13 protein-coding genes are annotated in these 15,199 nt (G+C 39.5%); 4 read left to right on the top strand and 9 right to left on the bottom strand.

Annotated features, from left to right (window positions below):
* Window positions 1–2 precede the first annotated feature (2 nt).
* Window positions 3–4,283, top strand: a complete 4,281-nt coding sequence (locus RYH73_RS23335; protein ID WP_335315904.1) for a type I polyketide synthase — start codon at window positions 3–5, stop codon at window positions 4,281–4,283.
* On the top strand, window positions 4,271–4,573 hold the full coding sequence (locus tag RYH73_RS23340; protein WP_335315905.1) for an acyl carrier protein: 303 nt from the start codon (window positions 4,271–4,273) through the stop codon (window positions 4,571–4,573). Before RYH73_RS23335 ends, RYH73_RS23340 begins: the two co-directional genes overlap by 13 nt.
* 47 nt (window positions 4,574–4,620) lie before the next feature.
* Here the strand turns inward: RYH73_RS23340 and cfa are convergent, their stop codons facing one another.
* A complete protein-coding gene (gene cfa / locus RYH73_RS23345) occupies window positions 4,621–5,730 on the bottom strand; it encodes a cyclopropane fatty acyl phospholipid synthase (protein ID WP_335315906.1) in 1,110 nt (369 codons plus the stop codon).
* Between the two features lie 194 nt (window positions 5,731–5,924).
* On the opposite strand from cfa, the gene RYH73_RS23350 reads away from it, so the two are divergent.
* Window positions 5,925–7,391, top strand: a complete 1,467-nt coding sequence (locus RYH73_RS23350) for an MDR family MFS transporter (protein WP_335315907.1) — start codon at window positions 5,925–5,927, stop codon at window positions 7,389–7,391.
* 131 nt (window positions 7,392–7,522) lie between these two features.
* Window positions 7,523–8,521: a fatty acid desaturase gene (locus RYH73_RS23355; RefSeq protein ID WP_335315908.1), complete on the top strand. Its 999-nt coding sequence runs from the start codon at window positions 7,523–7,525 to the stop codon at window positions 8,519–8,521.
* Window positions 8,522–8,601: 80 nt separating this feature from the next.
* Here the strand turns inward: RYH73_RS23355 and RYH73_RS23360 are convergent, their stop codons facing one another.
* From RYH73_RS23360 to RYH73_RS23395, 8 genes are all read right to left on the bottom strand, one after another.
* Complete coding sequence (locus RYH73_RS23360) at window positions 8,602–9,162, bottom strand: biliverdin-producing heme oxygenase (protein ID WP_335315909.1); 561 nt, start codon at window positions 9,160–9,162, stop codon at window positions 8,602–8,604.
* Between the two features lie 185 nt (window positions 9,163–9,347).
* Window positions 9,348–9,659, bottom strand: coding sequence for a hypothetical protein (locus RYH73_RS23365; protein WP_335315910.1), 312 nt, complete (start codon window positions 9,657–9,659; stop codon window positions 9,348–9,350).
* A gap of 155 nt (window positions 9,660–9,814) precedes the next feature.
* Complete coding sequence (locus tag RYH73_RS23370; protein ID WP_335315911.1) at window positions 9,815–10,084, bottom strand: hypothetical protein; 270 nt, start codon at window positions 10,082–10,084, stop codon at window positions 9,815–9,817.
* A 30-nt stretch (window positions 10,085–10,114) separates the two neighbouring features.
* Entirely contained in the window at window positions 10,115–11,443 is a 1,329-nt protein-coding gene (locus RYH73_RS23375) for a S41 family peptidase (RefSeq protein WP_335315912.1), read from the bottom strand.
* A 14-nt stretch (window positions 11,444–11,457) separates the two neighbouring features.
* Complete coding sequence (locus tag RYH73_RS23380) at window positions 11,458–12,462, bottom strand: hypothetical protein (protein WP_335315913.1); 1,005 nt, start codon at window positions 12,460–12,462, stop codon at window positions 11,458–11,460.
* A 178-nt stretch (window positions 12,463–12,640) separates the two neighbouring features.
* Window positions 12,641–13,249 (bottom strand): hypothetical protein, encoded by a 609-nt coding sequence (locus tag RYH73_RS23385; protein WP_335315914.1) that lies wholly within the window; start codon window positions 13,247–13,249, stop codon window positions 12,641–12,643.
* Window positions 13,250–13,334: 85 nt separating this feature from the next.
* The gene (locus tag RYH73_RS23390) at window positions 13,335–14,354 is read right to left on the bottom strand and encodes a hypothetical protein (protein ID WP_335315915.1); all 1,020 of its coding nucleotides are present in this window, start codon (window positions 14,352–14,354) and stop codon (window positions 13,335–13,337) included.
* 13 nt (window positions 14,355–14,367) lie between these two features.
* On the bottom strand, window positions 14,368–15,180 hold the full coding sequence (locus RYH73_RS23395; protein ID WP_335315916.1) for a hypothetical protein: 813 nt from the start codon (window positions 15,178–15,180) through the stop codon (window positions 14,368–14,370).
* Window positions 15,181–15,199: the final 19 nt, after the last annotated feature.

Genomic DNA, 15,199 nt, shown 5'->3' on the forward strand with positions numbered 1-15,199 from the left:
AAATGAATAAAAGAGATATTGCAATTATCGGGATGTCTGCTGTATTTCCCGGCGCTCCTGATCTTCATTCTTATTGGAATAATATACTGCAAAAGGTAGATGCTACCGGTCCAATACCTGCGAATAGAATCAACGAACGCTATTTCCGTCCCGACAGTGGAGCATATGATCGTTTCTATTGTTCGAAAGGTGGATTTATTGATGATTATGCATGTTTTGATCCCGTTACTTTCGGAATTCTACCGCTCGCGGTAGAAGGTATGGAACCCGATCAGTTACTGACGCTGCAATTGGTTCATCAAGCACTGGAAGATGCCGGTGTTTGGAAAAAAAAATTTAAACTTGATAAAACTTCCATCATCATCGGAAAAGGCAACTATGTAGGTCCAGGAGCAACACGCGCGGTTGAGGTAGTACATGTTGCTGAACAATTAGTGAATGTGTTACAGGAATTAATGCCCAATCTGAAAGATGACGAGTTAGAACGGATAAAAAAAGAATTTCAGAAAAAAAAGGGTCGTTTTACTCCTGATACAGCAATGGGGCTGATTCCCAATCTCGTTGCATCCTTGATCGCAAATCGTTTTGACCTTGGAGGAGCCGCTTATACCGTTGATGCGGCCTGTGCAAGCTCTTTGTTAGCAATAGATCATGCTGTAAACGAACTAGTAAGCAATCGATCCGATATGGTGATTGCCGGAGGTGTACATGTAGGTCAAAATGCAACTTTTTGGAGTATATTTCATCAACTGGGGGCGCTTTCTAAACGACAACAGAGTAGACCATTTGATAAAAATGCAGATGGGTTGATTATTGGTGAAGGTTGTGGTTTTGTAGTTTTGAAAACGCTTGAAAAGGCCTTACTGGATGGCGATCGAATTTATTGTGTTATAAAGGGCGTAGGTATAAGCAGTGATGGCTCGGGAACGAGTGTTATGAGCCCATCCACAAAAGGGCAAGTAAAGGCTATCGAACAAGCTTGGCAACAAGCAGGTGTACCACTCAATGATATTGGATATATAGAAGCCCATGGTACGGCAACTTCCATTGGTGATCGTACGGAGTTGGAGACACTTAAGCTCGTATTTGGTTCGGCCAATAAAGGACATAAAGCAAAAATTGGAAGTGTAAAATCCATGATCGGACACGCAATGCCCGCTGCCGGGATTGCCGGCATCATAAAAACAGCATTAGCGCTTTATAAGGATGTAATTCCTCCTACTCTTCATTGCGATTCGCCTATCGACACCATGGCGGAGACACGGTTTGAACCGGTGAGAGAGCCCATAAGTTGGTCTGCCAGCGGTTTACCCCTAAGAGCGGGTGTAAATGCTTTCGGCTTCGGTGGCATCAATGCACATGTGGTGTTAGAAGCTTTTACATCGGGTATAGCGCAAAAAGTTGAAGTAGTGACCGAAGATCAAGTCCGTTTGTTGGCACGTGACAGTCGGGACGAATTAATCTTAGCATTAGAAAGTGGAAGCAATGAAATAGGAAATGGTGATTTTAGGATAGCTCTTTTTAATCCAACAGAAGATCGAATAAAAAAAGCAATTAATATTGTCACAAAGGATAAACCATGGCGCAATAGGCAGGATATATGGTATACGAACTCGCCTTTATTACATGGTCAAAAGAAAATTGCTTTTTTATTTCCCGGTCTAGATGGTTTATCGTCCGGTGAAACCGAGACCATTTCCCACTATTTTAAAATTGAGCAAGAATTCAGGTTGGAAGATTCCATGCCGAAGACAAACGTTTTTCTTTCCGCATTGAAGCAACTTCAGAATAGTCGAACAATTGATTTGGCTATGAAAAAACTTGGTATCGAGCCTGATGTCAATGCGGGACATAGCATGGGCGAATGGTTGGCTGCTATGTCGGCGGGTTTGGTTACAAGTGAGTCGGTAAAACACCTAATAACAAAACTCGATCCCCATCTCTTTGAGGTAAACTACGCTCGATTTATTGCTATCGGTTGTAGTTACGAACGCATTAAAGATCTTTTAGCACGAATACCTTCACTCTATTTAGCAAACGACAATTGCCCGCAACAAGTAATTCTTTGCGGTACTTATGCGGCGATTGATCAACTTGTTAATGAATTAAAAGTGAAACAAATTTTTCATCAGGTTTTACCCTTTCAATCTGGATTTCATAGTCCATTTATTAAAGACCGAGTGCCTCAAATATTGGAAGGTATTGAACAAATCGATTTTCTAAAAGTAAAAATCCCCATCTGGTCTGCCACCAATCTTGCCCCCTATCCTGATACGGTAGAGGAAATAAAACAACTAAATGTTGAACATTTAATACAACCGGTTAGATTTAGAGAACTGATTGAAAAGCTGTATCACGAGGAAAATGTGCGCGTCTTTATCCAGGTCGGTGCCGGTGGGATAACTGGTTTTGTAGACGACACGCTTAAAGGGAATCCATATAATGCATTATCTGCTTCCTCTTCACATCGTAATGGTCTATCGCAATTGCGAAGAATTCTTGCTGCATTGTATGTGGATGGTAAGGAGATAGACTTTAATTTTCTAGGCTTACAGATAAAATCACCAAATAAGAACGCCATTAAGTTGAATCTTGGCATACCACTGATAAACAAATGGAATTTTCCGGTATCAGTAACTGCGAAAGCGAATACAGATCTCCGTTACCGAAGCGTAAAGCGTTCCGTTAAGCATCCACTGGCCATGGCCGTCATGGATAATATGGAAGAGGCCGTGAATATGTATTCGGACTTGATTGATCTAATCGAAACCAAAGGGCTTCCAAATTCAACGCAACAGCATTTTCTTACCGGCAGGAACGTATCCCCTGTGGCTGATCATTTTGAAACGCCTCTAAATATCTCATTAGATCAACATTCTTATCTCATTGACCATGCGTTGGTAAAACAAAAGCCTGGTTGGCATTGCCCGGAAGACATGGATCCTGTGATTCCGATGACGATGATTCTGGAATTATTAGGGGAGGCCGCGTTCAATCATCAAGGGCAGCATAATTTGAGTCGTATTCAACAAATTCGTGTTTTTCAATGGATGAATGTAAGCAAGCCCTTTCAGGAGAAGATAATTGGAAGAAAGAAAAGCGATCATACCTGGTTGGTACATATTGATAAATACGCTGAAGCAGAAGTTGTATTGGCCCAAAACCTCGATAGACCGTCGGTACAAACCTTACCGATTGGCAATCTATTGGATATACAAACGAATCCAACGAACATCTACGATCGGCATATGTTTCATGGACCATCCTATCAGGGTATAAAATCTGTCGACTCGATCGGCGATCAGGGAATAAAGGGAATAATAGTTGGCAGTGGCGGAAAGGGTTCCTTACTTGATAATGCCGGACAGTTATTTGGATTATGGCTACAATTAACCTTAAAAGTAAATAAGGTGGCATTCCCTATCAAGATCGGAGAAATTATATTCCATGAAGACTTTAAGGATCAGCATGGAGAATTTGAATGCACCTGTTCGCTTACGGAAATAAATGAAGAAACAGCGACGGCTGATTTTCTCTTAAAAAGAGATGGCAAAGTTTGGGCATCTATTAATGGATGGCAAAATATACGCTTGGAATTCGATGAACGTCTATGGCAAGTATCTATGTCACCGGAATTCAATATATTATCAGACGAAATATATCCGGGAATATTTAAATTTCACAAGGCTTACCAAAAGGTCATCTCCTGGGATTTCATCGCAAAGCGTTATTTACCATTTGAAGACCGAAACTACCTAAATACCTTGGCCATTAATAAGCGGAAAAAGTGGTTGATTAGTCGCGTAGCAGTGAGAGATGCCATTCGGTCGCTGCTTTTAAGGGAAAAGAAAGAGGCGTACTATCCTATCGAGTTTACGATTGCCAAACTCGCCAGTGGTCAACCGGTGATACAAGGATCCATAGCGCGTGACATTCAGATCTCCATTGCCCATAAGAATGACGAAGCTGTTGCTATAGCTCGCTTTGGCGATCCTGTTGGAATCGATATGGAAGAGATAAAACCAAGAGGAGCGGGTTTCGAAGAAATTGCGTTAACGACTGACGAACGCCTCTTACTAAAGGGAAAAGAAGACCGGGACGAGTGGGTTACACGCTTTTGGGTGGCAAAGGAAGCTTATGGAAAATCCATTGGGAAGGGATTGGCGGGTAATCCCAAAACTTATCAAGTAAGTGCGCTAATAGAGGGCGGGGAATTAATCATTGAAAATATAAAAGTTAAGACAATAAAGTATAAAAATTATATCATAGGATGGACATCGTAGAAAATTATAACACGTTAAAAAGTGATGAAATCTTTAGCTTATTGAAGCAGTTCATAACGGATATCATCGGAGAAGAATTTGCGGAAGAAATGGATATTACTATGGAGAGTTCTTTCACCAAGGACTTAGAGATGGACAGTATCGAAATTGTATCGTTTTCGGAGAAAGTAAAATTACATTTCGGTGAAGCCATTGATTTTACCGGTTGGCTTTCTAGCTTGGATTTGGATCAATTGATAGATCTGAAGATAGCGGACATCGTGAATTATATACTCACTTCCCGACATTAATATTCCCCTGGCACCGGTCCCCGTATATCAGGGACCGGTGTAATCAATTACCGTATAGATGAATAGTGAGGCAGCATTCCTTTGTTTGATAAAACCAACTGCCAAACGTTATTGTGCCGAGCTTTAAAGGAAGCTGCACTTACATTTAAATAATATAACCACATACGATAAAAGAGCTTATCATACTTGTTCTTTAAGTGGTTCCAACAGCGTTTAAAATTGTCCTGCCAGGCATTTAAGGTCAGTTCATAGTCGGGACCAAAGTTGTGCCAGTCTTCCAACGTAAAGTAAGGCTCAATGGCAGTAGTTAATTGCTTAGGAGAAGGTATCAGTCCATTTGGAAATATATACTTATGTATCCATGGGTCGGTAGCCGTTGAGGTTTCGTTTCCACCAATGCAATGTAGCAAGAAGAGCCCTTCTGCTTTTAAACATTCGTGTACTTTTTTCATAAAGATAGCATAGTTTTTATAGCCAACATGTTCGAACATGCCGATGGAAACTACACGATCAAATTTTTCATCTAGATCGCGATAGTCTTGTAATCTAAATTTCGCTGATAAGCCCTTGCACCATTTTTTTGCAAACGCAACCTGCTCGGCGGAAATAGAGATTCCCGTCACTTCCACCCCATAATTTTCACTTGCAAACTTGGCAAAACCGCCCCAGCCGCAACCAATATCCAAAACAGTTTGGCCCGGTGATAAGTTAATTTTTTTGCAAATAAGATCTAATTTGGCCTCTTGCGCTTCTTCCAGGTTTTTTGCATCCTTCCAGTAAGCACAGGAATACATCATTGTTTCACCAAGCATGTATTGATAAAGCTCATTACCAATATTATAGTGTTTTAACGCTACATCAATTGATCTTGTCTTATTTTGCAAATTAAATATCTTTGATTTTAAGTAATACCAAAATATGCTTGGATTTCTTTTAAAGTAATCACTTGCATTTGCTTGAATCAAACGGTATAAAAGTTCCTCAACATCATTTGAAATCCACCATCCCCGCATGAATGATTCCCCCAAACCGAGGGATCCTCGTTTTAAAACCTCTTTATAGAATCGGCCATCAACCACTTGTAAGTCATGTGGACGGGTGCCGTTAATTTGGATATCACAGGGTGCTAAGAAGTCGTCCAGTAAATTTCTAAACATAGTCTTTGCGTTAAAATAAGTTTAGTTAAGTAATTTCACTTGTAACAGTTAAAGGAGCCAAGATGTTCATACTTGTTAAGAAGTTCTTCCAAAATAAAACCCCTACATCAATCTATTTAAGAAAACACCATTTACGCGAGATATCAAGCTGATCAACTAAGAGATTGCATACGATTTGAGTATCTTTGCAAAACATGTTAGTAAACAAGTCTCTAGTGCTCGTTACGTTAATGATGGCTACATCCATGGCCGCCATTGATAGCAGCATCGTTAACGTTTCTCTGCCGGTAATGCGAAATGATTTCGGAGTTGATCTCAATCAGATCGAATGGGTAATCACGGCCTATATGATTTCATTTTCACTTTTCATCCCATTAACAAATTGGTTAAAAAAACGTTTCGGGTACTATTATTTGTTTCTCGGAAGCATTATCATCTTCACCGTTGGCTCCTTATTATGTAGCCTCTCGATCAGTCTGGATATGTTGGTTATTTCGAGGGTGATACAGGCAATTGGCGGAGGCTCCTTATCCCCCACCTCGCTCGCCATTTTAAGTGAAACCTTCCCCAAAGAAGAACGGGGTACTGCGATTGGCTGGTGGGGAATGGGCAATGTAATGGGGCCGGCCTTAGGGCCGACGCTCGGAGGTGTACTGACACATTACCTCGGCTGGGAATCTATTTTTTACATCAATATACCTATCGGAGCCCTAACGATCTTATTTGCGGTACGCTATTTAAGCTTCTTAAAACGTAAAGTAGACAGAGAGAGCAAATTTGATATTAAAGGATTTATATTCTTTTCAATCTTTATTATCATTTTACAGTACACCATATCGACTATCGGTGGACAAGGCTTTTTATCGTTTTCATTTTTCTGTGGCTTTTTCATTACACTTTTAATGCTGTATTTATTTATAAAATCTTCAAAGAAGCCGCAATCATTACTCGATTTAGAAGTTTTTAAATTAGCCCAATTTAACGTTGCTGCCATGATCACTATTATTCGATCATTGGCATTATATGGCGGAATGTTCTTTCTACCTTTTTTACTCCAAGGTCTATTAGGTTATACCGAAATCGAGTCAGGTCTGCTCATGTTACCAAATGCCTTGATTATGTTGGTGAGTAGGCCCTTATCGGGAAGATTAGCGGATAAAGGAATGATTCGCAATATATCTATTGCCGGTATCGTGATCGTATCCATTTCTTTTTTTATGTTGGCTCGAATTGATATAGGAACGTCCATATGGTTCATTCTTTTTACCATGGCTATAAGAGGTCTGGGAATGAGTTTATTAGTATCACCCGTTTCTACAGCGTTACTCAATGCCGTTAAACCAAGTCAAACGCAAACTGCGACAGCCTTAAATAGTTTGTTTTTACAGGTAGGAGGTTCCATTGGAATAGCCGTGAGTGCAGTTATACATACGTTTATTTATGATCAATATTTGGAAAATCAATACCAGACACAAGCCGCAGAACATTTTGCTTTGCAAAACAGCTTTTTGATTACCGCGGTGATTATTCTGTTGGCTGTAGTACCTGCACTTAAATTGCCACAAAAATCGAGTCTCATTTACATACTGCGTAATAGAAATAGAAACAAAAAGGGCGATGTAAGTGCTGAAGAAAAGGCCAATTTGTTGAACAATAAATAATTATCTTGTTGTGCGGCAGTATATAATTCCGTAACGAAAAATAATTTTGCAAATTTTTACAAAAAAATTGCAATTGCGATACTTTTGAGATATCTTACACGTTATTAAGAACAAAACCCTAACTTCTATAAATGAGTAAGAAAAAGAGCTTTAGTTGGTCGGAAAAGTGTGAACCACATAAACTTAGAACCAAAGAAATCATCTCTAATCATCCTGAAATTCGGCACCTAATCGGCAGAAACCCCTATACATTTTTTGTTATAACACTTTGTGTAGGGATACAAATTGCCATGTCCTGGATTCTATATGATGAATCCTGGTGGTTTATTTTCCCATGTGCTTATTTAATCGGCGCCTTTGCATGTCATACCTTGTTCATTTGCATTCACGAATGTTCTCATAATTTAATTTTCAAGAACAGGGTGCTCAATACACTGTCGGGTATTTTTGCAAACTTACCTTTGGTATTCCCCAGTTCGGTATCCTTTCAGAAATATCATCTAAAGCACCATGCATTTCAAGGTATTGAAGAATTGGACGCCGATATGCCTAGTGAGTGGGAGGCGAGGTTAGTCAATAACTCTACCTTCGGAAAGGCGCTATGGCTATTATTATACCCCTTAGTACAAGCATCTCGATTGGGACGAATGAGTAAGGAAATCAAAATGTTTGATAGATGGGTGATCTTAAATTACCTGGTGCAACTGGTTTTCATGGGATTAATCTTCTATTTCTGGCAATGGAAGGCAGTAGTTTACTTAGTTGCCAGCTTCTTCTTCTCTGTCGGACTTCACCCGCTTGGTGCCCGTTGGATTCAAGAACACTTTTTAACGCATGATGAAGATCAGGAAACAAAAAGTTATTATGGTGTATTAAATGTCGTCAATTTAAATGTAGGCTATCATAATGAGCATCACGATTTTCCCTCTATTCCGTGGAACAATCTACCTAAAATCAAGAAGATTGCCGGCCCTTATTATGATTCACTCGGTTCTCACAAATCCTATACGCGTTTACTGTTAAGATTCATCTTCGATAGAAAATTGTCGTTATATTCGAGGATGGCACGTGACAATAGAGGAAAAACTAAATCAACATCCAACGCAAGTTCCGTTGTTAATGCGGAATAAGTTTTTATAGTTATTTTATTAAAAAAGGCCGAAGAAACATTTTTCGGCCTTTTTCTTATATTAAACAGTTCTTTTATTCTTTAGGCGACCTCTTCTCGTTTAAAAGTTTCTCCAAATAGCTCAAAAGTACGACAGGCGGCTTTAATCGCTAACTCTTCTTGTTCAGGAGTTGCAGCTTTTTCGTTTAAAATGTTTATAAAAATACGCCACTTATCTTGTGTCTGCTCCCCATAACCGGAAAAGAAAGACAAGCCTTTTGTTATACCTAATTTTTCAAGCATTTTTACAATAATGCTACCCCCCATAATGGATCCTTCCAGTACATACAACGCACCAAGAGCCTCTTGAACTGTTCCTACTGCCAGCACTTCCACATCCGGTAAGTTATCTGTATTTTCTCCTAAGCTTTCTATATCCTTTCTTATAAAGGAAGAATTTCTTCTTTCATGGTAGTCCGATAGAACAGCGGGAGTAATGTAAGGTTTGATAGCTCTTTCGACCGCATTAAAATACATGTAGAAAAATTTTAAAAATTCTGCATAATCTTTATCACTGCTAATAGTCTTTAGTTTTCTTACTACTACACCTTCCAATTGTTGATGAGGCACTTTTGTAGCCTCTTTTATTTTGGTACTTAGCATATTTTGTTATTCGTTATTTGTTGTTTGTTATTAATATGACCGATAACCAGTAACTAATTAAACGATCGAGCCTAACAAAGATTGCAAAATTTAAAAATAAAGTCTGTATGCAATCCGCTTAATTTTGTATCAATTTCGCCGACGGTTGGTCTGCGATTTTAAGCGAAAAAAGACGTTGATCTTCGCTAATTTATAACTACCTCAAGTAAGACGGAAGTAAATTCATGTAAGTTTTTAATATCTTTAGGTAATATTAAAGCAACTATGGGCAACTTTGCAGTAAGTTTTTGTACGTTCGTTATAAACGCACGCACTTTTACCGTAAACAGTACTGCTCTTATTGTAGACGTACTTGCATTTGTTGCAACTTTACCTAAAGTTGTCATAAGCTCACCTGATTTTATTGCAACCATCCGTAAGTTTGTTGTAGCGGTAACCATGTTTATAGGAGCTTCATGGAACACGATAATAAACTTGCGAAACTTTGCTATAGACATAACTAAGTTTTTTGTAACTCAACGAAAATTGATGACAAAGACGAAGGCTTTTCTAACAAATGCAGCCACTTTTGTTGCAAATTAGGTCAAAACTGTTGTAAAGCATTCGACTATTGCTGTAAACTTACACGCATCTATCTTAACCGTCGTTGTGTTTACTTCAACACATTCGCGATATACTTGTCCCCATCTTTCATTACAAAGCCCATGTCAATCAACAGCCTCATATTAGCGTAAACTGTTGCCCAAGAAATACCGTGACTTACCCGTAAGGCCATCCAAAAAGACTCGATATTATCAATTTTTCTTTGCTCGCAAAGTGCTTCTATAAGTATTTTCCGCTGCGCACTAATCATATAGCCATGGTTTACCAAAACCTTAAAAATTTTTTCGCATTGTCGTTTTGTTTCCGGGGATGTTTTCATAAAATAGATCTTTGGATTAAGCAAGCATAACTATTTCAGCTTAAAATGCTGTTTATATATTGGGAAATAACCGCTGGCGGAAGATCCACCTGTTAATGGAATGTTTTGTTTTTTTATCGATTTCCGGGAAGGTATTGAAGCCTGTTGGTTGGGGCGACCACCTGTAGCATCTGTGTCATTTATCAAGTTGAGTGCGGTATGCAATCCCATTTCTTGAAGATCGCCTAAAGTAGCTTGCGTGGAAAGTACGGTCTGCCGGTCCGGCTGCATACCTTCAAAATAATCATACCAACCTGCTGCGTTCTGTAGAATAAAACTGCTCAGGTATAAAGTGTAAGTATCTATATGGATGCCAAAGAATCCGACGGGTTTGCCATATGTCCTCTCGCCTACTAGTTTTACATCGAAATAAGGCTTCATACAGCTGATCAGCAACTCACTTGCAGAAGCTGTATGGCCCGAAACAATAAAATAGATCTGCTTGACGGTTTCTAAGATTCCCTTTTTTTCAAATAAGACTGTATTGGCTTTTTTACTAAAATTGACGTCGGCCATGGTGGCTAAGCGCCCGCGATAGTTTATGGTGTTACCATTTGCATCCCGATACAATTGATTTTTCAGTAGTGTCGCCTTCCCTTCTTGCATCAAGGAATTAAACGCTTCCGTATACATAACCTTGCCTGTCAAACCAGAGGATGCGATTAAATTAGCTACGTACTCGGCCGTTCCGACATAACCACCGCCATTTGATCGAAGATCAACAATAATGTCCGTAACTTCAGCCTTGGCAAATGAATGGAAAATAGCATCCAACTGTTCTTTAATAGCTATAAGTTCCGGAAAAGATGTTAAAGAAATATAAGCTATTTTCTTGTTATCATTTTTAATAAGCTTATATACTGGAATTACATCGGATGAAGTATCTGAAAGGGTTGCCTTTTCCATGGTAGGAATACTGACACTTCCTTGTTCTAAATAAGAGTATTTGGGACTACCTGCATATACCGGCGACTCATAAGGATTGCCGGTTTGCAGGTTGATATTTAGCTGTGAAATATCATACAGCTCCGTTTTATAAGCGCTTAATTCAGGTTTAACAGATCCATAGCGTGTTCTTGGATTAAATTCAGTATAAGTGGGCAAAACGTCGCCCCATAGATAGACCTGCTTTGCATAAAGAAAAATCGAATCCAATGTGAACTCCATGCGGGTACCTGTTGCGGGAGACATCATTTCATCAACCGGTACTGGTTCCTCTCTTTGGCAGGATGGCAATAAAAAACATAGGACACAAAATAGCCAAAGAGCATCAGAAAGTCTCCATCTATTATAAATACGCTTATGTAGCCAATATGTCATCCGAAAATTGTCTATTACTCTATAATACGCGTAGTATAAGGTGTTAAATAAGAAACTGAAAACCTGACAGCTGAAGCACCGTTGCTTACTAATTGTCCGTAACCAATGCATGTTGTTATTTTTCCCAAAGGAGCATCCTCCCCTATTTGATAGGTTAACTTTGTATCCGTCACGCTTAGTAATGTGGCATTGAAAGGAATTTGCGAATTAGTTTCTTCATCCAAAACATATAGTTGAAGATCTCCTTTATAATTAAAATAGTGCTTATCAAGATAAGAAGCTTCGTAGCTAAAACTAATAGTTGCACCTCTTTTGATACTCGTACCTTCCTGATCAAGTTTGTAGCCAATGCTGGAAAGTCCCGAACCTCGAGCTCTGGACTGAAAAGGTCCGTAAAGAAACGTTTGTGTACCCGAAATAAATTGAATTGAATACGCTTCATCAGGTAATACCGATCCATCTATAGGCAATGGTACTTCCACAAATACCGAACTTAAATTTTCCGGCTTTAACTTTAGCGGAATTACATGATTATCTTTATCGATCAGATTGATGGCTATTCGATTGGTATCGGTACTAAAATATTGTCCTCTAAAGCTAAGTACACCTCCTAGAGAAATATTCCTCGGATTGCTTGTAATCGCCACTATTGGTTCATTAACTGCCGCCTTTAGGTAATAGGTTTTGGATAGACCACTTTCCGAGGTTACCGTGTACATGGTCCCTGTATTAAAGGCTACTTTTGCACCCGAAGCAGGACTAATGGTAGCATTTTTGGAGATACTGATCACTGGACTGATGCTATCGGGTACTGCTTGAAATGGAGGCCAATAAATCCAAATACTGTCGCCTACCAAAGCGGCTTCCAAATTATTGCCCACCTCATCAGTCACTGTAAATTTTTCAATCGTGTGATAAGGATAATCTTCATATTCCTTTTTGCAGGAACTTATTCCAATAAGAGCTATTATCGAAAGCCAAATAAGCATTGGCTGGGCAAAAGTAGAGGTTGCTTTCATTGTGTTAAACCGTTTCGTTCGAATAAGACAGCGCATATCGCTATATTAAAATATTTTTAAATAATGTATCTTTGAAAAAAACAGCCCAGCCGGCATCGTTACATGGACCGGGCTGTTCGGGTTTGAAGTCCCGTAGCCTATGAGCTACGGGATAAGAGCCTAAAGAATTATTCTGATCTTAGTTAATTACGGGGCCATAACTAAAGGTATATACGCCCCTATTACCTGTGTCATTTCCCTCACCAACAGCGTTCGTTGCTTGAAAGGCGTAGGTGTTTGTACCATTACTTACATACATTACAAAGTTATTTACTTTGCTTACGGTATGGGTTGTAATATTGTAATTCAACCACCCATTTTCCGCGCCTGTGCCAGCCGTATTTAAACCTAAAGAGCTTGCTGTTGTGGCATCGTCATAGTTATCCAAATTAATGGTAGCTAAACTACTGGTATAACCCGGCGTATATTTTAGCGTATAACCGGACGCAGGATTAATCGTCAGGTTGTTTGTTCCTGAAAAACGCACATGCCAAGTACCCGTTCCGGTAGTATTTGTAGTCCCTGTTGCCAAGTTCAAATAAACGGTTCCAAACGAACTCGGTCCGGAAGCAGGATTACCGTAATTACCGGTTACTACCGTTGAATTGACGGGACTGACATCGGCCGTTTCATTATTAAGGCTTAAATTTGCAGCATCATCATTCTTCTTGTCGCAAGAAACAGCTATAAATGCTAGTATACCAAGGCATAAACCTTTTGTCAGGTTACTTATTGTTTTTGTTTTCATAAAATCTTTATTATTATTTTTAATTTATTTGTGCTGTGTTCATCTTTAGGCTCTTATATTTTTATAGATGAATCATTATTTTCATTTACCGGGCATTAATGGTAAGGGGGACATTCAGTTCGATCACCGACCACTCACCAAACTGAAAGGTAAACGGCACAACACCGTGTTCGCCTCTTGGAAAATCCTCCGGTACTTTTAGGACCAGGTTTCTTTTCGTGCTACTGCTTTGAATCGCAAATTCAAAGGTTTTTCCATCCAGTATTGTTGTAGCCGATTTTGGATCAATAAATAGATATTGAAAGGGAGCGGTAGCGGCCGCAAAGTTGATCTCACCCCCAGGTGTAGCAACCTTGGCACTCCAAAGCGGTGCAAATATAGGGGCATGGTATTGTACGTGTAAGGGTGCAGGAGCTAATTCTTTATGCCCTAAAAAACCCACTTCTACATCATAGTAACCACTGTCGACATCGTCAGGAACTGTAATGCCATTCAATAAATAGTCAGCTATCAGCGGCAAAGAAGAACTATTATTGGCCATTATTTCTGCTGTTGCCAGACTTGGGCGTATAGTATCTCCCGTAACTTTATTAATTAAGGCAAAAGTCAACGTGGACGTGTTAGTTGATTGAAAGTCGCCATATAAACTGGCGAAGAATGGTGCATCATAAGGCCCCATTTGTACGATCTGATTACCCGGAGCAGCGGTCGGTTGTCCAGTTGACCAGACTAAAGACAAAAACGGGGTGTTTTGCTGGATAATATGCAGTTGATAAATGCGACTGCTTCCGTCTGCTCCCCGCACTTTATAACTTTGCACAGTATTGTCCAATTCTACCGGAAGCACTTCCGTTTCAAGAGCGGCTCCGGTTTCTACGGTTATTTCGGGTTGAATAACAGCCATACCCAAGTAAAAAGGCACATATACGGTGATGGTATTATTTTCATTGTCAATGGCTCCGTATATGACCGTATCTTGTAGATTAACCACTTTGTATTCTATCATCCTGTTTGGTGCAATCACCTCAAAATGTTCTGTTTTTGTACAGGAATGGAAACCGATGGCTATGAACAAGAGCAATAAGAATAGGTATCTATTTTTCATTCGTTTAATAGAGTTATCGGATTTCAAATTCGGTGCTGCCGGCAGGTACAATTACATATTCAAAAGTGAAGAACATATGAGGCGTATCTTTAAACATTTTGTCCCGTGTAAAGGCATCTTTATAACAGCTAATCATTTTAATCTTTACATAATCACCTTTCGCTGTACGCACGATAATTGTACGAGCCGGGATATTCTTGGTCGTGCCATTGGTCTTTATAGTAATGGGCTCTCCTAGTGCGTAAGCTACGTGTTGCTTATCTTCACTTCCATCGCTAACAAGTGTTCCTCCAAAATCATATAGGTACCAGCCGATTCCTTCGCCGAAGGCACCATTATCATCTGTACCCACTATGCCTGCACCTGTTTTAAATACTTCCTCCGTAGGTATCTCCACAACCTCATCAAAGGCTTTTTCCACAATGGTTATCCCCCCCTTCCCTGGTCCCTGGAAACCGAAATTGTTATTATCCGCTGCATTGTTTCCAGCTAAAAAACTATTGTAAAGACCGGTAAAAGAAATATCCCAAAAGCTTGTTTTAGCATAATTTAAGGGCTGCTCCTTTTTGTATTCAAGGCTAAAAAGCACGGCGCTTTTTTCTTCTATTGGGTTTTCATCATCCGTTTCCACGGCTAAGTTTTCTACCCTTTGCAAGGTATAGTAAGGCACTTTGGAACCGGTTTCTTCAGGTACTTCTTCCTCGGGTCGCAGATCGTCGTTTTTATCCGAACAGGCCGCAGTAAAAAGAACAAGCATCCAACAACATAAAACTATAGCTGTTTTTATGTCTGTAATGCGTTTGATTTGATTGCTTATTGTATTCATTTTATTCTATTATTAAGAT

Origin of the sequence: Olivibacter sp. CPCC 100613 (genome assembly GCF_036959255.1) — a bacterium.
GTDB lineage: Bacteria > Bacteroidota > Bacteroidia > Sphingobacteriales > Sphingobacteriaceae > Olivibacter.